Source organism: Streptomyces sp. ISL-1 (genome assembly GCF_018614585.1).
In the GTDB taxonomy this organism is placed as follows: Bacteria; Actinomycetota; Actinomycetes; order Streptomycetales; family Streptomycetaceae; genus Streptomyces; species Streptomyces maoxianensis.
Genome location: NZ_JAGGOI010000031.1, coordinates 35,994 through 58,102, shown reverse-complemented (window position 1 = coordinate 58,102; position 22,109 = coordinate 35,994). Strand labels below are relative to the sequence as shown.

Below are 22,109 nucleotides of genomic sequence, written 5' to 3'. Positions count from 1 at the left end.
ACAGCCGGTGGCGGCGCTCAGTAATGCGGGAGAAACGGTCATAGCATGCAGCGCCCGTCGCGACCCGGGGACAGGCAGCCTGTCCCGCTCCTCACCGCCGGCGAACGGAGGATCCACGGATGGACCACGGCTCCCTAGTGACGCCGACGACTGTGGCCGGAAAACAGAGGACCACGGTCGGGAATCGGATCAGAGCCTGGTTGACGACCACGGACCACAAGGTCATCGGCAATCTCTACATGGTCACAGCGTTCGGGTTCTTCCTGCTGGCCGGTTTGATGGCCATGGTGATCCGGGCCGAACTGGCACGCCCCGGGCTGCAGATCGTCAGCAGCGATCAGTACAACCAGATGTTCACCATCCACGGCACGATCATGATGCTGCTCTTCGCGACTCCGATGTTCGCCGGATTCGCCAACGCGGTGATGCCCCTGCAGATCGGGGCACCCGATGTCGCTTTCCCCCGGCTCAATGCTCTCAGTTACTGGCTGTACCTCTTCGGTGGACTGGTCGTCGTCTCGGGTTTCCTCACTCCGGAGGGGGCAGCGGATTTCGGGTGGTTCGCCTACGCCCCACTGAACGGGCCGGTGTACTCCCCCGGCGAGGGAGGTGACCTGTGGGTCATGGGCCTGGTGCTGGCCGGAGTCAGCACGACCCTCGGCTCGGTCAATTTCATCGCCACCATCGTGTGCCTGCGGGCTCCGGGAATGACCATGTTCCGCATGCCGATTTTCACGTGGAATGTACTGTTCACCTCTATTCTCGTCCTGGTTTCTTTCCCAGTTCTGACCGCGGCATTGCTGGTGCTCGAAGCAGATCGCAAGTTCGGGGCCCATGTCTTCGACGCGGCCAACGGCGGCGCGCTCCTGTGGCAGCACCTTTTCTGGTTCTTCGGCCATCCGGAGGTCTATATCGTCGCACTGCCCTTCTTCGGAGTAGTGACCGAGATCATCCCGGTCTTCAGCCGTAAGCCGGTCTTCGGATACGTCGGAATGGTCGGGGCCACCATCACCATCACGATGCTCTCCGCAGTGGTCTGGGCACATCACATGTTCACGACGGGCGCTGTGCTACTGCCCTTCTTCTCGATGATGTCGTTCATCATCGCGGTGCCGACCGGGGTCAAATTCTTCAACTGGATCGGCACGATGTGGCACGGGAGCATCTCGTTCGAGACGCCGATGCTGTGGGCGCTGGGATTCCTGGTCACGTTCCTGCTCGGCGGCCTCAGCGGGGTGATGATCGCTTCTCCCCCGCTGGACTTCCACGTCACGGACAGCTACTTCATCGTGGCCCACCTGCATTACGTACTCTTCGGCACTGTCGTGTTCGCCATGTTCGGCGGCTTCTACTTCTGGTGGCCGAAATGGACGGGACGCATGCTCAATGAGCGACTGGGCAGGATCCACTTCTGGACCCTCTTCATTGGATTTCAGACCACTTTCCTGGTCCACCACTGGCTCGGAGAAATGGGCATGCCCCGACGTTACGCGGACTACCTCGCCGCGGACGGCTTCACACTTCTGAACACGATTTCCACCATTGGCTCGTTCCTGTTGGGCCTTTCCACTCTGCCATTCCTCTACAACGTGTGGCGTACAACTCAGTACGGCCCCAAAGTCGAGGTCGACGATCCATGGGGCTTCGGTCGGTCTCTCGAATGGGCGACATCCTGCCCGGCTCCCCGGCATAATTTCCATGCGATGCCCCGCGTACGTTCCGACTCACCGGCATTCGACATGAATCATCCGGAGGCGTTGGAGAGACCCCCCGCAGAACTCGGACGAGTCGAGTCGGCGCCGGATTCGCGCGGGGAGGGAGGCGTATGAAAGTCGAGGCCTACCTCTTCGCAGGGGTCGCACTGTTCTTCCTCGCGACCGACGTGCTCTATGCCGTGTGGTCCAAGGAGCCCGCCGGCATCGCGGCGCTCACCGTGGCCTTCGCCATGGCGTCCCTGGTCGCGTTCTTCTTCGGCACTACGTACCGAAGGAAAGGCATCCGCCCGGAGGACCGCAAGGGTGCCGAGATCCGCGAAAGAGCGGGCCCTTTGGGGTTCTTCCCGCCGCAGAGCGCCTATCCAGTGCTGACCGCCGCAGGAAGCGTGGCCCTGGCCGTCGGCGTCGTGTACGGCCTATGGCTGGTGATGATCGGGCTCGGTGTCCTGGCGGCGGGAGTGTTCGGACTTGTCTTCCAGTTCGCCGGGGGCGGCGAGGACTGAGCGGCTTACGTAATTACACCGCCCATGCCGCCACGGATCCGTCCTCATTCCCATTCCTTCGTGATTTCGAAGCAATGGGCTTCATGACCCAGCTCTTCTCCGTCGGAATTGGTGAACGTCCCGGTCACCTGGTAGGTGTCGCGGGCCAGGCGACCGGTCGGCAGCCGCTCGGGCGGCAGGACCACCTCGTACGGGCCGCCCGGCCGATAGCTGCCGAGCATCACCTCGGTCGTCCCGATCACCGCTCCGTGCCGCTTCCTCACAACTGTGAACTTGAGGCGTTCGACAGCCTGCGCGAGGCGGAATGCCAATGTGATGCGGACTTCCGCGCCTTCTTTGAGCGCGAACGGAGCCTCCAGCAGCGTGGATTGCGACTTCCCGGGTTCGGGCAGCGAGACGTCGAATCCTTCGCGTCCCTCAGCTTGCAGAGTGACGCTCAGCAACTCGAGCTGACCGAAACCGCGGATCGGCTCTTCGAGGGGCGCTCTCATCGGACAATCCAGCCTTCGCAGCCAGGGTGTCAGCATGCTGACACCGCACCTCCGCCCTTTTGATTCTCGACTGCCCGCAATGAGGCGATACAAACAACGATGTCTAATTCTCCCCATCCCGGGAACACGCGTGCCTGAACGCGGAAACTGCGGTGGTGCGACTCATGCGTGGCACGGCCGCTGGCGCGGAAGGTCCCGCTGGTACCGGTGGTAAGTCACGGGGGGCAACAACCCGGCAAGGTCAGGTTCTGAGCAACTCTGACCACGCCCTTGGAGGAACAGATGTCTGCCAGCACTCTTGTAGCCATCATCGTCCCCGTCGCGGTGGTGTTGATCATCATCGCCGTGGCGTTGTGGACTCTGTCGCGCCGACGGCGCCTGCGGGAGCGCTTCGGCCCCGAGTACGACCGCACTGTCGAGGAGCAAAAAAGCCGGCCGGCCGCGGAGCGCGAGCTGCGTGCCCGTGAAGCACGCCACGACAGTCTGGACATCAAGGAACTTCCGGCCGAGGTCCGACGCCAGTACGCGGACGACTGGAGCAGCGTCCAGGAACACTTCGTGGATCGTCCCGGCGACGCCGTCGCCGAGGCGGACCGGCTCGTGACCCGGCTCATGACCGAGCGCGGATATCCGACCGACGGATACCAGCAGCAGCTGGCAGATCTCTCGGTGGAGCACGGCCGAACCCTGGAGCACTACCGCACCGCCCACGAGATCAATGCGCGCAGCGATGGCGGGCAGGCCACCACCGAAGAGCTGAGAGGAGCGATGGTCCACTACCGCACACTGTTCGAGGAGCTGCTCACCGTCCGGGAGAACCCGCCCCGGAGCGACGGCTCCTGAGCCGGATGAGGAGAGAGACATGGAACGAGAAGGCATACGGGATCCGGGCGAGGGGAGTCGCCCGCAGCGCGAGGAAGGCCTCACGACCGAGAGCATCGCTCATCCCCAAGAGCGCCAGGACCGACAGGACCGACAGGACCGCCAGGACCGACAGGACCGCCAGGACCGCCAGGACCGACAGGGTGCCCAGGCGGAGTCTCAGGGCCGGCGGCCACCCGTCTACCCGGGCGAGTCCACCGGTGCAACCGGACAGCAGCAGGAACCGGTGGATGATCCCGAGTACGTCGGCGAGGAGCGTGCAGGCGGACCCGAGGAGGCACCGCCGGGATCCGGGATCGCGCGGCATGCCAATGAGGAGAACCGGGCACTGCTCGGCCCCGATGAGACGGATGAGTACCGCGGCAAGTGGCGGGACATCCAGAGCACCTTCGTAGATGATCCACGGGATGCGGTGCGCTCGGCCGATGCGCTGGTCGCTGACGTGATGCAGACGTTGGCCAGGTCGTTCGCCGCCCACAAGCAGGATCTGGAGGTCCAGTGGGACCGTGGCGAGGAGGTTGCCACGGAGGAGCTGCGCGTCGCGCTCACGCACTACCGCTCGTTCTTCAACCGTCTACTCAGTACGTAGGCGCTTGTTCCAGAACGGTGACTCCCGGGTCAGCAGGGCGGGGCGGCGGACGCAGCGGCCGCCGCCCCGCCCAACGGGGTGAGCAATGCCCCCGGTAGCCGGGGCCCGTGCTGTTCAGGCGGCCCGGCGGACGGAGTTGTCGGCGGGCAGGACGACGGGGATGACCGGCAGCACCATGCCGCGGTCGACCGGCGCGGTGTGCGGCACGAGTTCGCCGGCCCGGGCGAGTTCGAGCAGGTCGGGAAGCTCGTACGGCTCGGCGGCGTCCAGGTCGACCTGGTACCCGAGGTCCTTCAGGCTCGCGACCGTCAGGCGGCTGAGCGGGTTCCCGGCCGAGCCGACGAAGCCGGACATGAGCTCGTTGTGGAACACGGTCTCCCGCCAGTGGCTGTCGGCGGTGCCGGGGCCGCCGGTGGCCTCGACCGGTACCGGCACGGGTGAGCCACCGCCCAGGAGCCGGGCGTGTTCGTCCATGGCGGCGCCACCGATGAAATTCGGATTGGACGTCCGGGGGTCCTTGAGGAGGCCCTTGTCCTCCCACACCGTGCCAATTCCCAGGACATGACCCATTTCATGGGTGATGACGTCGAGAAGAGTTCCGTCGTCCTCCATGCGCGCCAGGTCAGCCGTGTCGAAGGACATGATTCCCTTGACGGGCAACAGTGCACCGGAGTTGGCCGAGGCGGAGCGCACATGGGTCGGGCCCGCCTGTCCGAGAATTCTGCCGGTTCCGTCGATCGGCACTCCCTGAGCCAGTATCAGAATGTCGTCGATGACATCGCCGCCGAGGACGACCGTGGGCAGATCACCGACGATGACGCGCGCCCAGCGGTCGGCGGCCTGTTCGAAGGCACGTTCCTGAGCAGCCGTCAGCCCCCCGAGGAATTGCACCTCGATCGTGAACGGCGAGGTGGTGGTGGCGAGTTCCTCCGCACGTGCGAGATCGGCAACCGCGCGGTAGGTCCGGTACGTACACATGGCCCCTCCTCGGCTGAAATTCGGCTCGGTCGTTTCCTTTCGAGCATAGGAGAAGGGCCGTTCGGGTGCTCGACAGCTTCCGGGCGGCCTTCCGGTCGGCCTTCGGCGCGGGTCGGTGCGGGCCCAATTTCAATTCGCAATTGTGCAGTCGTCGAGTATTGAACGGAAAACCACTGATCCATTCGGGTGAGCGGCACCGGGCATTCCGTGCCCATACTGGAAGAGGGGCTATGAGACAGCGAAATCCTGACGTGGACGGGGGCCACGAGGAGGCGTGCCGATATGACAGTGGAGCAGTTGTCCCAGGCCGACGCGGATTATGTTTCGCAACTTGAGGGAGCGCGCGACCGCTACGCGACACGCGCCGCGGAGCGGGCTCGCAACCTGCGGGTGCTGGACCGGAGCGGCATCCTGTACGCCGACGCTCCGGAACGGGTGAACAAGAGACTGGCACGGCTGGGCGCCGACTGGGCGATGGCCACCGCCATCGAGCAGACACCGGCGGCGGCCACCACGGGCAGCAGTCTGGATCTGGACCCGGACACCGTCGGCTCCGATGTACTGGGGCTGGAACGCCTCATGGGGCGCAACGACCTCATCGGAGTCGGTTTCCTCGAAACCGGCTTTCTGGCGGCCCGCTCGGTCGGGCGAGTAACCGTCCGAGGAGTGGCCGGGATCCATCACGGCACCGGATTCCTCGTGTCCCCCTCGCTTCTGATGACCAACAACCACGTGCTGCGCACCGCGGACGAAGCGGGCCACGGCGTTGTCGAACTCAACTTCCAGGCAGGCCTGGACGGCCAGATGCTCATCCCCGTGGTGTTCGAGCTGGAGCCGGAGACCTTCTTCGTCACCGACCGCGCCCTCGACTTCAGCATCGTCGCCGTGGCTCAGACATCCCAGGACGGCCGGCCGCTCTCGCCCTTCGGACGGCTGCCCCTCAAGGAGGCCGAGGGCAAGGTCATCCTCGGCGAGATCGTCAACATCATCCAGCACCCCAACGGCGAGCCCAAGCAGCTCGCGCTGCGCGAGAACAAGGTCGTGGACCTGCTGGAGAAGTTTGTGCACTACGAGACCGACACGGCGCCCGGCTCATCGGGGTCTCCGGTCTTCAACGACCAGTGGGAGGTCGTGGCGCTGCATCACGCGGGTGTTCCGCGCACCGACGAGAACGGCAAACCCCTCGCCCTCGACGGATCCCTCTGGCACCCGGGCATGGGTGAGCACCGGCTGGCCTGGAAGGCCAATGAAGGGGTGCGGATCAGCCGCGTCCTGGGCGCGCTGAGGCAGTTCCCCCTGACCGGCGCCGCCGCCGCGCTCCGCGAGGAGCTGTTCGCGGCGGGAGCGGCCCTGCACCCGGTGGAGGTGTCCCCGCCGCCGTCGAGCGGGGCGAACCACGTCGGGCCTCAGAGTCTCGTGCCGGGCAGGGCCACGCAGCAGGCGGCGCCCGCAGCGGCCGTGCGCTGGACCGTACCGCTGAACATCAGTGTCACCCTCGACCCGGCCACCTTCCAGGCGCAGGCCCTGGCCCAGGCTCCGGCCACGGCTGAGGCACCGCCGGAGGCGCCGGCGTCCCTGCCCACCGCTGCCCTTGCCACCCCCGCGGTATTCGGGGTCGGACACATCGACGGCCAGTCGCCCGCCGAAAACGACCTGGCCGCCGCAATGGTCAACCTCGCAGCAGCCAGAGCCCGTCCCTACTACGACACGGACGCCGACCGGACCGCGCGCGCCTCCTACTACGCGGACATCCGCTCCGACAGCCCCGCCGGTCTGCGCCGCGCGCTCACCGAACTGCTGGAGTCCACCCATAAGCACCGGCCCGCTTACAAGCCGATACGCCTGCTCTATCCGTGGGTCGACCTGCACCCGGACGAGCAGTTGCGCAGCATCTACTCGGGCAAGGACTTCACTCCCGAGGAGCTCATACAGGCCGACGCCGCGGTGGAGGCCGCCCGGATCGGACGCTGGCAGGAGTTCCTGCTGCACGAGAGCGCGCCCGGACCCGAAGCGCTCGAGGCCGAGTTCGAGTCACTGGAGGCGGCGCTGCCGTTCAACTGCGAGCACGTTGTGCCCCAGTCCTGGTTCGCCAAGAAGGAGCCCATGCGCGGGGATCTGCATCATCTCTTCGCCTGTGAGTCGGCGTGCAACAGCTTCCGCGGGAACATCCCCTACTTCGACTTCATGGACAGCGAGGAAGTCGTCCGGCACGCCTGCGGGCGCCGCGAGCCGCTCAAGTTCGAGCCGTCGGCCGGCAAGGGGGCGGTCGCCAGGGCGACGCTGTACTTCCTGCTGCGCTACCCCGGGTTCATCGGCGACGAGGCACGGGAGCTCCAGCGGGAGCGCCTGGACATCCTGTTGTCCTGGCACGCGGCCCAGGCAGTGAGCGAGTACGAGCGGCACCGCAACGCGGCGATAGCCGAGATGCAGGGCAATCGCAATCCGCTCATCGACCACCCGGAGTGGGCCGGGGAAATAGACTTCGCGGGCGCCTGGCCCTGACAAGGCGGCGGGCCTGCCTACTTCTCACACCGTGAAGGGCCGCTGCTGAAGGAACCCGTTCCCGGGGCGGCCGGTCACATAGAAGTTCGGGCTCTGTGTCGCCGGCATGTTCCGCAGGATGTCGCGGTGGAACGCGCGATACCCGCCGCCGCGGAATGCTCCGCCGTCCCAGACCTCGAGCAGAGTGCCGGTGAACTTGCCGTTGACCGGGCCGTCGGAGGAGAGCTGGTTGTCCTGGCAGCCGGAGATGAGCAGCGCGCTCACTTCCGCCTCGCTGCCGTTCCCGCCGAGTCCGCGCTGGATGTCCTGGAAGAACTCCTTGTCCCGCTGATAGATCTCGTACTGCTTGGCGACCGGCATGAGCCGTGAGGTGTTCTCGATCTGGTTCGGGTCGCGCGTCTGGAACTGCTCCTGCATGGCCTCCTGGCTGAGGATCTCCCGTACCTCGATGCCACTCCCGCTGTGGCAGGAGTCGAGGAACGCCAGGATCCGCACGCCCTTGGTGAAGCGCCCGAACTCCCTGTACAGCTCGTCGTCGAGGAACTCACGGTCGTAGAGCACGAGGGTTTCGTCGAACTCGTCCGGCTCGTGGTCGGAGCCGACGGCGTTCGGCACCTGACCGCCGTGGCCCGAGTAGCTGAACAGCAGGATGTCCCCGCTCTTCAGCCTCTTGGCGGCCTTGCGCAGCTCGGCGGTGACGTTCTCGACGGTGCCGTCGGGAGTGAGCAGGGTCGTGTCGTCGAAGCCGGCTTCGCGGGCCAGGCGGGCCATGTCATTGGCGTCGTTCTCACATGCGACGAGCTCGCCGTCCCAGCCGCCGTACTTCGCCGGGTCGACCTTGTTGAGTCCGACATGAAGGGAGAGGCCAGTGGCCATGGGGTGAGCTCCTTGCGCCTGGGCTGCATGCGTCACTTGGATGCGTTCCGTGACTCTGCGTCCGCTGAACCCGGCGGTGGCACCAACCGCCTGAACGGGCCTGTCGGGGCCGTGCATGAGTGGCGTACGGCGGCTCTGCGGCCAATACTGACAGTGACCGGCGTCCGCACGGTGGCGGGAGGCACGATGCGACCCAGGGTCGTCTACGTCCATGGCAATGGAAACAAGGTCCGCTCGGAATTGCTCAAGTCCCAGTGGGACACGGCGCTTTTCGGCAGGGACATGGCCGAGGCCTCGCACATGGCGTACTGGGCCCCGCTCCGGTACGAGAACCCGTTGCCCGATTTCCGTCCCGACCCGCTGGACGGCGGGCAGATGGACATCGAGGAGTCCCCGGAGCCCGTGGAGTTCGAGGCGCCCGGGGAATTCGTGGCGAGAACCCTCGACGAGGCACGGTCGGAAGCCGGTGACATCGCCCCGGAGTCGCCCGAGCCCACGCCCGGCACCGGGCGGATCGGGGACGCGCTCGGCGACTGGCTGAGTGAGATGACCTATCTCGCGGACACGCTCGCCGAGTCGGAGGAGACCGGGGTAGGACCCCAGATCCCGCTGGAGGCACTGCCGTTGCCGCGATCAGCCCGCAAGGCGGTGTTCCGGACTCTCGTCAAGCACACCTTCAAGGACGTCCACGCCTATTTCTTCGGCGGCGCGGGAGCAGCGATACGCGACGTGGTCAGGGAGGCCCTGGATGACCTGGACGGCGCCCCCGTCGCGTTGGTCGGGCACAGCCTCGGGTCGATCGTCGCCTACGAGGTACTGGCGGAGCAGGAACGAGAGGTCGAGCTCTTCGTCACCGTCGGATCGCCGCTGGCGATCACCGAGGTGCAGGACCACCTGGTGAAGGCGCCTGCGGTCCCGGCCGGCGTCATGGCCTGGCGCAACGCCTCGGACCTGCGAGATCTGGTGGCTCTGGACCATACGCTCCGGCCGGAGTACGCGCCGACCGAACTCGTCACCGACCTGCTGGTGACGAACGACAGCAGGAACCACCACGGCATCTCGCAGTATCTGGAGAACCCGGACGTCAGAGAGCCGTTCCAGCGGATGTTCAACCGCCTTGCGTGAGGGCATACCGGGTGGAAACATGACAAGTAGGAGTCGGTCATTCTTCTGCTTCTCACGGGCGACTGGGCAGGTGCGGCATGCCGTTGGCCGAAACAGAATGGGACCTCGTCACCATGTGGGTACGGGAGTACCTCCTCGACACCACCGACCCGCACGCTCAGCTCACCCAGTACGGATTCCCGGCGGATTTCGTCTCCGCCCTGCGGCTGACCGCGGTCAGCGCGGAGAACGCCCGGGCACTGGTAGAAGCTTCACGCAAAGACATCCAGCGGCAGCTCGAACTCGTCGAGGCCGTCGCCGCGATCGACAGCCTGTCCGTGCTTCCAGAAGTCTCCAAGGCCCTTGAATTCCAGGCTCGGCTGCGTGAGGACTACCGCGCCCATGCCTCGCAGGACAATTTCCGTACCTGCGTCCTCAAGAACGGGACCGAGGTCTTCATCGACCGTCAGAACCTGCGCGAAACGCTGCGCCATTTCGTCGATGACCCGGAGAAGACCGTGCTGCTGGTCGACGGCGATCCGGACAGCGGCAGGTCGTACACCTACAACCTCATTCGCCATATCGGGCAGCACCATGGGTTCCGTCCGGCGAGAGTCACCCTGTCGCACACCTCCACCGCCGACAAAGTGATCCGGCGGCTTGCGGAGTTCGTCGCCGACCCCCGTGCGGGAATCTCACCCCTGGATCCCACCGAACTGAACGACCTGCTGCCGTCGATCGACGACGCCGTGCACTGGGTGGTCGGCAGGGCGACAGCCGTCGATGACCGCTTCTGGCTCGTCCTCGACGAGTGCGACAGACTCGACCCCAGCTCCGACGTGTGGGACTTCATCGGTCAACTGGCCCTCGCCATCTACGAGCACTCCGCCGTCAGAGGCGACCAGGCACCCCGGCTGGTGCTTCTCGGCTACGGACCGACGATGCGCCAACTGCCCTACGACCTGCGCGGAAGCCTCTGCCGGGACACGGCCCGGGTCGCCGAACCCGCAGATCTGCGCAATTTCTTCGACCAGTACTTCCACGAATCCCCTCCCGGATTCCTCGGTACGGGTCAGCCCGACGAATCCACGATCGCCGAGCTCGTCGACGCGGCCGTCCAGGAAGTCCTCCGGGCCACCGAAGCGGACAGCAACGACGACGAGAGCTATATGCGGAAGGTCTGCACGGCAGCGGAGGGGGCCATCCGTGTCTACCAAACCCTCTGAGGCGCGGAACATCTTCACCGCCCGGCTGCGCGAGGAGCTCCGCGCCGGCGAGGGCCACTCCCACGACGTCTCGGACGCCCGCGCGGCCTACCGCGAAGCGGCCTGTCTGCTCACCCACTTCGATCCCATGCTGCTCCGGTTGCCCGGCGAGGATCACGCCACCGGCAGCGCCGTCCTCGAGCTGCTCGACGACTGCACGACCATGGGCGTGAAGGACCGCGCCGTGTGGAGCCTCAAGTCCGATGTCCGTGACGCGGCACTGCGAGGCCTCGCCGGCCCGGAGGCCGCCCGGCTCGCACTGGAGAGCAACCTCGACCAGTTCCAGGACGAACCCGGACCGGAGCGCATCGCACTGGCCTGTCTGTCCGGCAGCCGGCCACGGCCTGCGGACCAGTCCCCAGGTGAACTGGCCGACACCCTCCAGGCGTTGCTGTGGCTCTCGCTGGTGCCGGGCATGAGCGGGCTGCCGGACGTGGACGAAGCCCAGCACGCTCTGGAACGGGCCAGACTCCTTCAGCCGCTCGAGCGTCTCGTACGCGAACCGTTCCAGGGGCGCGCCCACGAACTCGGTGAACTGCGCGACTACGTCGGCATTCCCGCCGACTCCACGGCTGCTCCCCTCGATGACACCGCGACAGGCTCCTCCTGGACAGGCTCACGCACCGTGCCCGTGGCCCCGCTGGTCATCCATGGGCCCGGTGGCATGGGGAAGAGCACTCTCCTCGCCAAGTTCCTCCTCGACAGCGTCGATGACCACAACCCCGACCTCCCCTTCGCGTACATCGACTTCGAGCGGCCCACACTGTCGATCCACGAGCCCGTCACCCTCATCGCCGAGATCGCGCGGCAGCTCGGCATCCAGTACCCCGCGCACCGTGCGGAGCTGGACGCCCTGGCGGACGAGTGCCAGCAGGCGGCCCGCAGTCAGCGGGAGGGCCAGGACCGCGTTACGCAGCTGCACCAGCTCGCCACCACCCGGTCCGTCCTGGGACGCAGTTCCTCGCAGGAGTTCCAGCTGCTGGCCACCGCGCGCGAGACCGACATCATCCGGCGGGTCGCCGACGTCCTGGTCCGGGCGGTGGCGGCGGAAGACCAGGAGAACCCGCCGTTCGTCCTGGTCGTCGACTCCTTCGAGGAGGCCCAGTACCGGGGTTCACCCGTGCTGGGCAGGATGTGGGCGATCTGCGTCGCGATCCAGAATGTCTACCCGGGGCTGCGTCTCGTCGTCTCCGGGCGCGCTTCGGTCGACCATCCGGCGCGGGCCGTGATGCCGCGGCAGATCGAACTCCACGAGCTCGATCCGCAGGCCGCCGTCGGTCTCCTGGCCTCCTGCGGCGTCAAGGACCCGGATGTGGCACGGGTGTTGGCCGACCGGGTCGGCGGCCACCCGCTCAGTCTCAAACTGGCCGCCCGCGCCGCCACCCTCGCCGGAACCGAAGCCGACTCGACGGGTGAGCTGATCCGCAGCCTGCCCGCCCGACGCCGCCAGTTCTTCCGCCGCGTCGACCAGATGCTCGTCCAGGGCATCCTGTACGACCGCATCCTCAACCACATCTCGAACCTGGACGTACGCCGTCTCGCCCATCCGGGCCTGGTGCTCCGGATCATCACCCCCGAGATCATCAAGGACGTCCTCGCCGAGCCCTGCGGGCTGCGGGTGGAAACCCTTGACGACGCCCGCCTCCTCTTCGACGAGCTCTCCCGGCTCGATCTGGTGGAACCGGCCGGACCCGAGGCCGTGCGGCACCGCGCGGACGTCCGCGCCATCATGCTGCGCCTGCCGGGCGGTGACCACACCGATGTGATGCGCGCCGTCGAGCGGCGAGCCGTCGAGTACCACGCCGCGCGAGACGGCCTTGAGGCACGCGCCGAGGAGATCTACCACCGGCTGAGGCTCGACGAGAACCCGCGGTCGGTGGAGGAACGGTGGCTGCCCGGCATCGAGCGGTTCCTGACCGGAGCGCAGCAGGACATGAGCCCGAGGGCCGCAGGGCTGCTCACCGCAAAGCTCGGAGGCGGGGCCCCCGACAACGTCATGGCGGGCGCCGACCAGGAGGACTGGGAGCGGATCGCCGCCCAAGAGGTCGAGGATCTCCTGGCGCAGGGCTTCGCCGAAGCGGCGTTCGTCCGGCTCGCCGAACGCCGGCCCTGGAGGCCGTGCAGCCCACTGCACTCCCTGCTGGCCGAGACGCTGAACCGGCTCGGACGGCGGGACGAGGCCCGCAAGGCGGCCTCCGACGCCACCGCCTCCGCCGAGGGCGCGGGATGCGCCGAGCAGCAACTGGAGCTGCTGCTGCTCTCCGCCCGCCTCGCGGAGGACGCGGGCGACCTGGCGAACGCCGACCGCGACCTGCGCGTGGCCGAGGACATCGCGGTCGGCCTCGGACAGGACCTCGAAGCGATGGGCGCACTGCTGGCCCGGGCCCGCCTCACCGCGGGCGCCGAAGGCCCGGATCCCGAGGCCGACACCCAGCTCGCCCAGCGGCTGCGGCTGTTGCCCGACGCCGTCCTCGCCGACCAGCCCGCGCTCGTACGCGCCGTCGCGTCGCAGATCTACGCGCAGGACCCCGAGGCCCTCGACCACACGCTGGAGGTCGTCGGGCTGCCCGCGGACGACGAGGCACTGGAGACCCTGGGAACGGCGATACGCCGTGCGGCGTCCCGCCAACCGGCGCTGCTCGGAACCGTGATGGACATCCTGGGCGACGCCGCCGGTCCGACCCAGCCGCAGGAGCAAGACGCTGAAGGGCCCTGCCAGGGAACGAGCCAGTCGGCCGGTCCCTGCAACACCACCGAGATCCTGCGCCTGGCCCGCGACCGCGGCACCCTCGATGGCCTGGCCCGGCGGCTGCTGGCCGTACGCGACAAGAGCGGCGAGATCATCGCAGGCGTGGCCGCCGCCATGGGCGCGGGGGCCCACGGCCGAACGAAGCGACGGTCATCCGCCGCCCACCCGGCCGAGGGGAACGACTACGGAGGGAACGGCCCCGCGCGGCCTGGTCGGCCATGACCGCCTACCTCTCGCCGGACGAGATCCTTCAGATCCGGGACACCGCTCTGGAGACAGGGCTCGCCGACCCGTCGGTACGGCCACTGCTGTTCGACGGCATCATGCCCAAGTACCGCGGAACACTGCCGCTGCTTTCGGCGCCAGGACAGCAGGTGCACTCGGACCTGAACGCCATGAACCGGGTCGAGCGGCTCGTGGACGGCTCCGTGCCGCTGGAGATCTGGCTGCGCAATGCCGTCGCCCAGACCACCGAAGCGGCACCGCTCGCCGTGCTGCAGCGCGCCCTGGACGATGTGGCGCGCAGCGCCGGAGGCGAGCCGGACATCATGGCAGGGATGCCGGCCCCGGAGATCAAGGAAGAGATCGTCCATCGCGACGACACCGTCCCGTTCGATTTCCTCCGGGGAGGCGAACTGGCCGGAACGGCGGTCGCCCGTATCAAAGTTCCGCCCTATCAGGGGGGCGCCCCGCTCCAGCCGAACGGATTCCCGCACGCCGGCACGGGCTGGCTCATCGCCCCGAGCCTCCTCATCACGAACCACCATGTGGTCAATGCCCGGACCGGTACCGGTGCGGGGCGGGCCCAGGCCGAGGCCGACGACCTGCGCCTCCAGGCACTCCATACCCGCGCCCGGTTCGACTACGACACCGACGACGTCGAGACCGAGGAGGCCACGGTCAGCGAACTCGTCGCCGCGGACCCGGAACTCGACTACGCGGTTCTGCGCCTGACCGACGGGCCGACCCGGCCGGTACTGAAGCTGGCGAAGGAATCGCTGGCTGTCGCCAAGGGGGACTTCGTGGCCGTCAACATCATCCAGCACCCCGGCGGACAGCCCAAGCGCGTGGCGCTGCGCAACAACCTCGTCTATGAGGCGGACGAGAGCGATGTCCGCTACTTCACCGACACGCGCGGCGGATCCTCCGGATCCCCCGTCTTCACGGACGACTGGAAGGTGGTCGCGCTGCACCGCGGGACGCGGCGTGTGGAGGACGTGATGTTCCAGGGCAGGACCACGGCCTTCGTCAACGTCGGCACCCAGATGGGCGTCGTCATGCGCCACCTGCAGGCGAACAGCCCCGACATCCATGCCGAGATCGAGGCGGCTCAACGCGACTGAATCGACTCGGGCAACTGAGGCGACTGAAGAGCCGAAGAGACCGAAAGACCGAATAAAGGAGGAGGGCGATATGGGCAGCCGCAGCAGGTCACCCGTTGCCACCGATCCCGAGCAGGTCTTCACCGATCTGCGGGAGGTCGCACAGCGGGTACGGGACCAACTGTTCCGGGAGGTCCCCGAATCGACGGAGGAACTCCCCGCCGACGAGCTGCCCGCCGGGCAGATATCCCAGTTCGCCCAGCAGGAACGCGACCGTGTTCTGTCCGCGGGCGCGCGTGGTCTGGAGAAGCTCGCCGAGGGACGCGCGGACGAGATCAGCGACGACGAGTCCTTCGGCATGGAGGCAATCGTCCTGCTCGAAGGGCGACCCGCCATCCTCGTCCAGCACCAGGACTTCCCCTCGCAGGAGGGCGACTGGGCGGTCCTCGACGGCCACCGGGCCGCGATCCGCGAGTCGATCGCGCACGTCGGCCGGGTCGAGGTCTCCGGGCACGCCAGCCTGGACTGGGTCGGCACCGCCTTCCTCGTAGGACCCGACACCATCATGACGAATCGTCATGTCGCGGCCGAGTTCGCCCGCGCCGACGGCATCGGCTGGACCTTCCAGCAGAGCATGAGCGCCCGGATCGACATGGCCGAGGAGTACGGCGCGCTCCCGGCAGACGGCGGGCCGGCGTACGAGATCTCCGAGGTGCTCGGCATCCACCAGGACGTCGACATGGCCCTGCTACGGGTGTCGCCGGCGGCGGGCGCAACCGCGCTGCCCGCCCCTGTCGCGGTGGCCGCGGACGCGCCCGCCGACCTGCCCGGGCGTCCGGTGTACTGCGTCGGCTATCCGGCGTACGACGGGCGTCGCAACGAACCGGAGTCGATGCGCAGGATCTTCATGGACATCTACAACGTCAAACGCCTGCAGCCCGGGACCGCCACGGAACTCGTCCCGGAGCAGAACGTCATGAAGCACGACTGCTCCACCCTGGGCGGCAACAGCGGCTCCCCCGTCTTCGACCTCACCGACCACCGCGTCCTCGGCCTGCACTTCGGCGGCCGCTACGGCTTCGGCAACTACGCCGTACCTCTGTGGCAGTTGGTGGACGATCCCCTGCTGCGCCGCGCCGAGGTCAACTTCGTCTGATCGCCTTCCGGGACGCGGTACGGGGCTCGCTCCGGCTACCGGAAGATCGCGATGGCCTGCACCTCCAGGACCGCGTCGTCGGCGTTCCAGTCCTGGACCTTGCCCAGACAGCGTGCCGAGAAGGTGCCTTGGGGGACCTCGTTGCGCAGTCCTTCGGTCGCACAGGTGACACGGACGCGAGGGCCTTGTGCGGGATCGTCCGGATCCCCGTACGGCGCGAGGAAGACCGTGGACTCCGCCGATTCGCTGGTCTTGCGGAACCGTCCTCTGATCAGCACGAAGTCCTCTATGTCGCGAAGCCGGACGGTGTGCTGCGAGCTCCCGGATCCATGGAGTGCTGCCAGTCCTCTGGTGAGCGCCTCGTTGCGCCTGACGGTCTGATTGGCGAGATCGACGTGGACGATGACGTCCTTCCTTTCGAGGACGTCCATGATGATGCCGATCACCGATATGGGCTCGGCCACTTCGAGATACTTGCTGACGATCTCGCTGTTGTCGCGCCGGCCACCGCCCGCGCTCATCCCGAAGACCGTGGCGCGGATGTTCCCGTCCCTGCTGTCGCTGGTCCTCTGCTCGACCTCTTTGCGCAAGGCCGCCGCGTAACCGCGCATCTGGTAGTGATCCATGACGGATCTGTCATGAAGGTAGAAGCAGATGCTGAAGGTGAGGTTCTGGCCGCCGCTACCCCTGCCACGGGTGAGCCAGTGGAGCGTCATGGCGAGCAGCGCCACGGCGCCGATCGTGGTCACCAGCCACAGGAGCATCCAGGGCCACCAGACGCCCCACCACACCTCACTTAACGCACCCACGTATCTCCTTGAAAGCGCTGAGGAGGGACTGGGCCGTGGCGTCGATCATCCGTCCGCCGGTCGCCCGTGCCGCTCGATCAAGTTCCTTGGTGTCGGCCTCGCCGTAGCGAATGGTGTAGGTGCGCACCGCGCGGGCCGGCTGCGGCCGTGCCTCGTGGCGGCTGATGAAGGCGTCGAGGTTCATGCCGGCGTTGTTCTCACCGTCCGTCATGAGGACGATGGAGACGGCCTGGCCGGGGTGGTCCCGTACGATGCCGGCCACCTTCGTGTAAGCCCGGTCGAGAGTGGACCAGATGGCTGTGCTCGTGTCGAAGTCGTCGGACGCCACGAAGCCGCGGAGGCGGTCGAGGTCGCGCTGCCCGTCGTAGGTCAGGCTCCGGTCGTCGAGTACGCGGCCGCCGAATCGCATCACGGTGAGCGACTCGCCGCGGTAGAACCTGACGAACTTTCCGGAGCGTGAATCGTCGGCGCCGCTGAGGCCGTCGAAGGTGGCGCGCACTTTCGCGATGCGCTCGCCCCGCATGGACCCGGAGAAGTCCAGCAGAAAGATCACCTGCGCAGGCTTGTCCCGCTGTGGATCGCCGTAGTCGGCGAGGAGCCGGTCCACGACCTCCTGCCGGTCGGGGAAGTACAGGGCGTTGCCGACGGGCTCGCGGAGTACGGGGACTCGGGGTACGGCGGGATCGATCGGCCGGCGCAGCGTTCTTTCCATGATCTTCTTCTGGACCGGTTCGCTCTTCAGCCAGTCCACCATCCGGTCGTACGCGGCGCGCTTGGCGGGGTCGAGCAGCAGCAGGGGGTAGTCGGACAGCACCATGCCGTCCTTCGGATAGACGATCTCCAGCGGCCTGCGGAGCTTTCCGCCGCTGTTGAGGGAGAGCAGCTCGGACTCGTAGGTGATGAGGGCGTCCAGGTCGTCCTGGCGGCGTACGAATCCGTCGGTCAGGCGGGTGGATGAGTCCTCGGTCAGGGCGTGACCGGCGAAGAAACCGCGCAGCCGGTCGCAGGAGACGTCCTCGGCGCGCAGTGCTCCGCCTGTACCCGCGGCGGCGGTCGCCACTCCGACGAGCGCGGCGAGCCCGCTGTTGGTGTGCCGCGGGTCGGCCATGGCGAACTTCAGGGATCCCTCCGCCGAGGCGTCCGCCACATCGGCCCAGGAAATCTGCCCGCCGGGCGTCGCGCGGCGGAGCCGGTCCGCCGTGGCGGGCTTCATGCCGACGACGACCGGAGAGCGCATGATGCTGGTGGACAGGGGCTTCTCGATGTTGTGCCCGGCGGCCTTCACCTTGAGCTGGAAATAGCGGTCGGAGGAGAGCCAGGCGAGATCGTGGCGGTAGTGACCCGGGACGAGTGCGTTGCTGGCGTCAACGGTGCCCCGGTAGTCCATCTCCAGCGTTACCCCGGTGTCGCGGCGGAGGTCCTCGAGCAGGGGCCGCATGTCGGCGAGCTCCGAACTGGCGAGCACGCGCAGCGTGACCGGGTCGGGGTCACCCGGGGAGCAGCCCGAGGCAGCGCCGAGCCAGAGCCATGCCAGGCACACGGCGATGAAGCCGGTCACGCGGCCGCGCGCCCTCACTCGGGCAGCCCGGGCGAGGTCCCGGCCGAGGTCCCGGCCGAGGTCCCGGCCGAGGTCCCGGCCGCCGGGCAGTCGCCCACGATGGAGATCATCCTTTCCAGAAACCGCAGTCTGGGCATCGAGGACCTGGTGTTGTCGCCCTCCATCGAGGGGACCGGGATGTGGCGCTGCCGCAGGAACCGGGAGAGCTGGTCGCCCGCGACCTCCCCCGAGGGATCGAGAATCCGGAAGCCCAACTCCATTGCCCTTTGCCGCAATTCGGGGTCGCGGGTGATGAGTTCACCGAGCCGTTCGCCCTCCCTGGTGAGCGAGATGAACTGGGGCTGGGTCACGAACTGGCTGTCCGGGTAGAGAAGCACCCGCTGGGAGTCCAGCTCCATCGACTCGGCCTGGTACTGCACCTGGTAGGTCAGATACTGGTGCTCGTACGCCACCACGACAGGGGCGATTCCTTTCCCCTCCGGGGAGAGGTACGTCCGGAACACGTCCGCGGCCGGCAGGCCCTGCTCCAGGAGGTGTTTGATCGCCCGCGCCCGGTCGTCCGCTTCCGTGTCGGTGTCCGGCACCTCGTCGTTCTCGCCGTGCCAGGTGAAGGCGACCAGCGCCAGATAGGTTCCCGCCGAGTTGGACCCACAGACGTCCGGCCCCTGGGCCAGGATCCTGTTCGCGTTGGTGATCCCGAGGTTCTGGATCCCGATGTCGTTCCACCGCTTTTTCTCGTCGATGCTCGTGAGGAACTTCTGCATGTCCAGGACGTAATAGAGCGGGCGGCCCTTCCCTGAGGCGTGTTGCGGGGTGGCGATTCCCGCGGCCCGCAAGGTCTCGGCGTACTCGCGATACGTGGCCAGCACTATGGGGCTGACGAACGGCCGGTGCACCTTCACGTATTGGTTCTTCGCCGCGCGCTGGCTGGTGATCAGATCCCCGGCGGGCTGCCCGGACGGAAAGACGAAGTCATAGGAGGCGACGTCCCCGATGGCCACCTCGCGCGATCCCGAGCTGGTGATGTGGACCCGTATGTGGTGCTTCAACAGGAGACGCTGAACCTCCTCGTCCTCGAAGAAGTCCCGCTTGGACGCCATCTTGCCCTCGAGCGTGACGACCCGCTCGAAGGGCAGCAGGATGTTCCCCGAAACCGCCAGCACGGCGACACCCGTCAGGACTGCGGCCAGTACGGGCAGCAGGATGATCAGAAGGCTGCGGCGTGACCATAAGGACGACGACGGGCGCCGGACGGCCAGTCGCGGCTCCTCGATGACAGGTCTCTCCCCGATGACCACAGACGTTTCCCCCGCATCTCCGCTGTCCCCCGGTTCAGCTCGGGGAACAGCATTTCGCAGTCGGGTGACTCCCGGGCAGGCTTCGGAGAATCCGGGGTGAACAACTCCGCCGACTTGCGTCGCCGGCCTGCGTCGGCGAGGTCGGGGGGCCGCGCCGCGGCGGGCATCCGGGATCCCGCCGTCGGCCGCGATGATCTCCCGGTCGGCCGAGGACGCCACACCGGCGCCACCACCGCGCGTACCGGTCCCCCAGGTGTCAGACTCGAAGAACGGCACTCGGGGGGCGAGCCGGCACACAGCTTCCGCCACCGTCAGTAAGGGCATGCGCCATGACCTGGGCATCGTGGACGACCACCGGAATCTACGCGGGAGCCGGTGGGGTCCTCACCGAAGAGGTCGGTGTGATCGGCGGTGACCTGACGGTCCACACCACCTGGTCCGACGGCCAGGCCGAGATCGCCGTTCAGTTCAGCGGTGCCTCGGACTGGTACACCATGGTCGGCAGCCCTATTTCCTGCCCGTCGGAAGAGGCGAGCCGCACCCTCCATCAATCCATCGTTGAGGCGGTGCGTGGCGAAGATGGAGCAGCCGGCCCCGGCCCCGTCTCCGTCAACGAGGGCATGGCTCCGCCGGCCTGACCCGCCCGTACGGCGCTCCATCCCAAAAGGTCACCGTCCGCCCGCCCGCCCTATTGGACGTGCTGAAGCTTTTGAGGCGTTTTAGGCTGGCAGCCCAGCGGTGGAGGAGGTGTCCCATGCCGAGGCCAGTGTGGAGCGGTGCGATCTCGTTCGGGCTGGTCACGATCCCTATCAAGGTGCTGCCCGCCACCGAGAACCGGTCGATCAGCTTCCACCAGTACCACCTGGAGGACGAGGGCCGGATCCGTACCCGCAAGGTGTGTGAGATCGACGGCAAGCAGCTGAGCACCGAGGAGATCGGCAGGGGCTACGAGGTCGCCAAGGACACGATCGTCGAGGTCACCGATGAGGACCTGGACAGGATGCCGCTGCCGACGGCGAAGGCCATCGACATCGTCGCGTTCGTGCCGGCCGACAGCATTGACCCGGTGCGCATCGGCGACTCCTACTATCTGACGGCGGACGGGCCAGTCGCCGCCAAGCCCTACGTGCTGCTGCGAAAGGCGCTGGAGCGCAGCGCGAAGGTCGCTGTCGCCAAGTTCGCCTGGCACAACCGCGAGCGCCTCGGCCTCCTGCGGGTCAAGGAGAACGCGATCGTCCTGCATGCGATGAGGTGGCCCGACGAGATTCGCGACCCGGCCGAGCTCACACCGCAGCCGGTCGATGTGGACGACTCCGAGATCGATGCCGCGATCCAGCTCATGGAAACGATGGCCGCCGACGACATCTCCGGATACACCGACCACTACCGCGAGGCCCTCGAAGAGGTCATCGCCGCCAAGGCCGCCGGCAAGAAGCCACCCAAGCCGGCAGGCGAGCCGGCGCCGGCGGGACAGGTCGTCGATCTGATGTCCGCACTCAATGCCTCCGTCCAAGCCGCGAAGGAGTCCCGCGGCGAGAGCGGCGGGCCCGCCACCATCCACGAGATGCCGAAGAAGCGCGCCGCGAAGAAGACGGCGGCCACGAAGAGCACGGCAACCGCGAAGAAGTCCACGACCAAAAAGACGCCCGCGAAGAAGACCACCGGCAGGAAGCCGAAGAGCGCCTAAGCCACGTTCCGGAGGGTCTCCAGGATGGCCGACCAGGGCAGGTCTCGATCAGCCGGGCCCTCACGGGGTTCGTACAGCGGCCACACGTTCGGCCCGTAGACGAGATCCACGCCCGCGATTCGAAGTGCGTCGATGTGCCGCTCCCATGCGGGATGACGAACGTGGGCAGCGTTGACTTGAGGGAACAGCACCACCGGCACACCAATCGTGCCGAGCGCCTCGCTCACCTGCGTCAACGCTTGATTGTCCGCGATGCCCGTCGCGAGCTTGGCGACGAAGTTCGCGCTGGCAGGGGCCACGATGCAGCAGTCGGCGACAGGATGCGGGCGGGGCTCGGACGGCAGGCGAGGGGTGTACCGCACCGGCAGCCCGGTCACCGCCTCAAGCCGTTCGAGCTCACCGTTCGCGCTCAGCCATCGGCCGGCGTTCGGCGTCAGCGTCACGGCCACCTGCCATCCAAGGGCCGGCGCCGGTTCCACCAGGCCGGTACGCAGCGTCTCGACTCCATCGGTCGCCGTACCCACCACTGCGAGCACTCCGCGGCTGCCCACGCTCACCCTCCACCACCCCGTATCGCTCCACGTCCAGGGCCAGCAGTACATCAGAGCAGGACAGCGGCCTCCGC

The 22,109-nt window shown here is 67.4% G+C and carries 19 protein-coding genes; 12 read left to right on the top strand and 7 right to left on the bottom strand.

Annotated elements, in window-relative coordinates:
- The first annotated feature begins 119 nt into the window (after nucleotides 1–119).
- Both ctaD and J7E87_RS21685 read left to right on the top strand, forming a co-directional pair.
- Nucleotides 120–1,829, top strand: coding sequence for a cytochrome c oxidase subunit I (ctaD, locus tag J7E87_RS21690; RefSeq protein ID WP_215096147.1), 1,710 nt, complete (start codon nucleotides 120–122; stop codon nucleotides 1,827–1,829).
- Nucleotides 1,826–2,218 (top strand): cytochrome c oxidase subunit 4, encoded by a 393-nt coding sequence (locus J7E87_RS21685; RefSeq protein WP_215096146.1) that lies wholly within the window; start codon nucleotides 1,826–1,828, stop codon nucleotides 2,216–2,218. Before ctaD ends, J7E87_RS21685 begins: the two co-directional genes overlap by 4 nt.
- A 44-nt stretch (nucleotides 2,219–2,262) precedes the next feature.
- Here the strand turns inward: J7E87_RS21685 and J7E87_RS21680 are convergent, their stop codons facing one another.
- The gene (locus tag J7E87_RS21680; protein WP_215096145.1) at nucleotides 2,263–2,745 is read right to left on the bottom strand and encodes a rho GDP-dissociation inhibitor; all 483 of its coding nucleotides are present in this window, start codon (nucleotides 2,743–2,745) and stop codon (nucleotides 2,263–2,265) included.
- Nucleotides 2,746–2,991: 246 nt separating this feature from the next.
- Between J7E87_RS21680 and J7E87_RS21675 the strand changes: the two genes are divergently transcribed.
- Both J7E87_RS21675 and J7E87_RS21670 read left to right on the top strand, forming a co-directional pair.
- Nucleotides 2,992–3,552 (top strand): hypothetical protein, encoded by a 561-nt coding sequence (locus J7E87_RS21675; RefSeq protein ID WP_215096144.1) that lies wholly within the window; start codon nucleotides 2,992–2,994, stop codon nucleotides 3,550–3,552.
- A 19-nt stretch (nucleotides 3,553–3,571) separates the two neighbouring features.
- Entirely contained in the window at nucleotides 3,572–4,180 is a 609-nt protein-coding gene (locus J7E87_RS21670) for a hypothetical protein (protein WP_215096143.1), read from the top strand.
- A 114-nt stretch (nucleotides 4,181–4,294) separates the two neighbouring features.
- Here J7E87_RS21670 and J7E87_RS21665 read toward each other — a convergent pair whose 3' ends face one another.
- Nucleotides 4,295–5,158 (bottom strand): leishmanolysin-related zinc metalloendopeptidase, encoded by an 864-nt coding sequence (locus J7E87_RS21665; protein WP_215096142.1) that lies wholly within the window; start codon nucleotides 5,156–5,158, stop codon nucleotides 4,295–4,297.
- Nucleotides 5,159–5,440: 282 nt separating this feature from the next.
- Here J7E87_RS21665 and J7E87_RS21660 point away from each other — a divergent pair, with 282 nt between their 5' ends.
- The gene (locus tag J7E87_RS21660) at nucleotides 5,441–7,660 is read left to right on the top strand and encodes an endonuclease (protein ID WP_215096141.1); all 2,220 of its coding nucleotides are present in this window, start codon (nucleotides 5,441–5,443) and stop codon (nucleotides 7,658–7,660) included.
- A 24-nt stretch (nucleotides 7,661–7,684) separates the two neighbouring features.
- Here J7E87_RS21660 and J7E87_RS21655 read toward each other — a convergent pair whose 3' ends face one another.
- Nucleotides 7,685–8,536: a caspase family protein gene (locus tag J7E87_RS21655; RefSeq protein WP_215096140.1), complete on the bottom strand. Its 852-nt coding sequence runs from the start codon at nucleotides 8,534–8,536 to the stop codon at nucleotides 7,685–7,687.
- 186 nt (nucleotides 8,537–8,722) lie between these two features.
- Here J7E87_RS21655 and J7E87_RS21650 point away from each other — a divergent pair, with 186 nt between their 5' ends.
- The 5 genes from J7E87_RS21650 to J7E87_RS21635 all read left to right on the top strand — a co-directional run bounded on the left by J7E87_RS21650 (nucleotide 8,723) and on the right by J7E87_RS21635 (nucleotide 16,132).
- On the top strand, nucleotides 8,723–9,661 hold the full coding sequence (locus J7E87_RS21650) for an alpha/beta fold hydrolase (RefSeq protein WP_215096139.1): 939 nt from the start codon (nucleotides 8,723–8,725) through the stop codon (nucleotides 9,659–9,661).
- Between the two features lie 83 nt (nucleotides 9,662–9,744).
- Nucleotides 9,745–10,866, top strand: coding sequence for a hypothetical protein (locus J7E87_RS35250; RefSeq protein ID WP_251017802.1), 1,122 nt, complete (start codon nucleotides 9,745–9,747; stop codon nucleotides 10,864–10,866).
- Complete coding sequence (locus J7E87_RS21645) at nucleotides 10,847–13,876, top strand: AAA family ATPase (protein ID WP_308313002.1); 3,030 nt, start codon at nucleotides 10,847–10,849, stop codon at nucleotides 13,874–13,876. The genes J7E87_RS35250 and J7E87_RS21645 overlap by 20 nt, the downstream gene beginning before the upstream one ends.
- The gene (locus J7E87_RS21640; protein ID WP_215096138.1) at nucleotides 13,873–14,997 is read left to right on the top strand and encodes a trypsin-like peptidase domain-containing protein; all 1,125 of its coding nucleotides are present in this window, start codon (nucleotides 13,873–13,875) and stop codon (nucleotides 14,995–14,997) included. The genes J7E87_RS21645 and J7E87_RS21640 overlap by 4 nt, the downstream gene beginning before the upstream one ends.
- 70 nt (nucleotides 14,998–15,067) lie before the next feature.
- A complete protein-coding gene (locus tag J7E87_RS21635; protein WP_215096137.1) occupies nucleotides 15,068–16,132 on the top strand; it encodes a serine protease in 1,065 nt (354 codons plus the stop codon).
- A gap of 35 nt (nucleotides 16,133–16,167) precedes the next feature.
- On the opposite strand, the gene J7E87_RS21630 is transcribed toward J7E87_RS21635, so the two are convergent.
- From J7E87_RS21630 to J7E87_RS21620, 3 genes are read right to left on the bottom strand one after another with little or no spacing between them, the layout of a single operon-like run.
- On the bottom strand, nucleotides 16,168–16,941 hold the full coding sequence (locus tag J7E87_RS21630) for a hypothetical protein (RefSeq protein WP_308313001.1): 774 nt from the start codon (nucleotides 16,939–16,941) through the stop codon (nucleotides 16,168–16,170).
- The gene (locus J7E87_RS21625; protein WP_308313000.1) at nucleotides 16,925–18,499 is read right to left on the bottom strand and encodes a VWA domain-containing protein; all 1,575 of its coding nucleotides are present in this window, start codon (nucleotides 18,497–18,499) and stop codon (nucleotides 16,925–16,927) included. The genes J7E87_RS21630 and J7E87_RS21625 overlap by 17 nt, the downstream gene beginning before the upstream one ends.
- A 14-nt stretch (nucleotides 18,500–18,513) precedes the next feature.
- A complete protein-coding gene (locus J7E87_RS21620; protein ID WP_308312999.1) occupies nucleotides 18,514–19,797 on the bottom strand; it encodes a hypothetical protein in 1,284 nt (427 codons plus the stop codon).
- 329 nt (nucleotides 19,798–20,126) lie between these two features.
- On the opposite strand from J7E87_RS21620, the gene J7E87_RS21615 reads away from it, so the two are divergent.
- Together J7E87_RS21615 and J7E87_RS21610 are read left to right on the top strand one after the other, a co-directional pair.
- Nucleotides 20,127–20,435, top strand: a complete 309-nt coding sequence (locus J7E87_RS21615; protein ID WP_215096136.1) for a hypothetical protein — start codon at nucleotides 20,127–20,129, stop codon at nucleotides 20,433–20,435.
- 116 nt (nucleotides 20,436–20,551) lie between these two features.
- On the top strand, nucleotides 20,552–21,484 hold the full coding sequence (locus J7E87_RS21610) for a Ku protein (RefSeq protein ID WP_215096135.1): 933 nt from the start codon (nucleotides 20,552–20,554) through the stop codon (nucleotides 21,482–21,484).
- On the opposite strand, the gene J7E87_RS21605 is transcribed toward J7E87_RS21610, so the two are convergent.
- A complete protein-coding gene (locus tag J7E87_RS21605) occupies nucleotides 21,481–22,086 on the bottom strand; it encodes a flavoprotein (RefSeq protein ID WP_215096134.1) in 606 nt (201 codons plus the stop codon). The genes J7E87_RS21610 and J7E87_RS21605 overlap by 4 nt on opposite strands.
- Between the last annotated feature and the right edge of the window lie 23 nt (nucleotides 22,087–22,109).

What these genes read in the sequence shown, in the direction of transcription:
- J7E87_RS21610 (WP_215096135.1), top strand. Translation starts at nt 20,552, where the DNA reads ATGCCGAGGCCAGTGTGGAGCGGTGCGATCTCGTTCGGGCTGGTCACG.
- J7E87_RS21685 (WP_215096146.1), top strand. Translation starts at nt 1,826, where the DNA reads ATGAAAGTCGAGGCCTACCTCTTCGCAGGGGTCGCACTGTTCTTCCTC.
- J7E87_RS21660 (WP_215096141.1), top strand. Translation starts at nt 5,441, where the DNA reads ATGACAGTGGAGCAGTTGTCCCAGGCCGACGCGGATTATGTTTCGCAA.
- J7E87_RS21635 (WP_215096137.1), top strand. Translation starts at nt 15,068, where the DNA reads ATGGGCAGCCGCAGCAGGTCACCCGTTGCCACCGATCCCGAGCAGGTC.
- ctaD (WP_215096147.1), top strand. Translation starts at nt 120, where the DNA reads ATGGACCACGGCTCCCTAGTGACGCCGACGACTGTGGCCGGAAAACAG.
- J7E87_RS21675 (WP_215096144.1), top strand. Translation starts at nt 2,992, where the DNA reads ATGTCTGCCAGCACTCTTGTAGCCATCATCGTCCCCGTCGCGGTGGTG.
- J7E87_RS21670 (WP_215096143.1), top strand. Translation starts at nt 3,572, where the DNA reads ATGGAACGAGAAGGCATACGGGATCCGGGCGAGGGGAGTCGCCCGCAG.
- J7E87_RS21665 (WP_215096142.1), bottom strand. Translation starts at nt 5,158, where the DNA reads ATGTGTACGTACCGGACCTACCGCGCGGTTGCCGATCTCGCACGTGCG.
- J7E87_RS21640 (WP_215096138.1), top strand. Translation starts at nt 13,873, where the DNA reads ATGACCGCCTACCTCTCGCCGGACGAGATCCTTCAGATCCGGGACACC.
- J7E87_RS21680 (WP_215096145.1), bottom strand. Translation starts at nt 2,745, where the DNA reads ATGCTGACACCCTGGCTGCGAAGGCTGGATTGTCCGATGAGAGCGCCC.
- J7E87_RS21615 (WP_215096136.1), top strand. Translation starts at nt 20,127, where the DNA reads ATGACCTGGGCATCGTGGACGACCACCGGAATCTACGCGGGAGCCGGT.
- J7E87_RS21655 (WP_215096140.1), bottom strand. Translation starts at nt 8,536, where the DNA reads ATGGCCACTGGCCTCTCCCTTCATGTCGGACTCAACAAGGTCGACCCG.
- J7E87_RS21650 (WP_215096139.1), top strand. Translation starts at nt 8,723, where the DNA reads ATGCGACCCAGGGTCGTCTACGTCCATGGCAATGGAAACAAGGTCCGC.
- J7E87_RS21605 (WP_215096134.1), bottom strand. Translation starts at nt 22,086, where the DNA reads ATGTACTGCTGGCCCTGGACGTGGAGCGATACGGGGTGGTGGAGGGTG.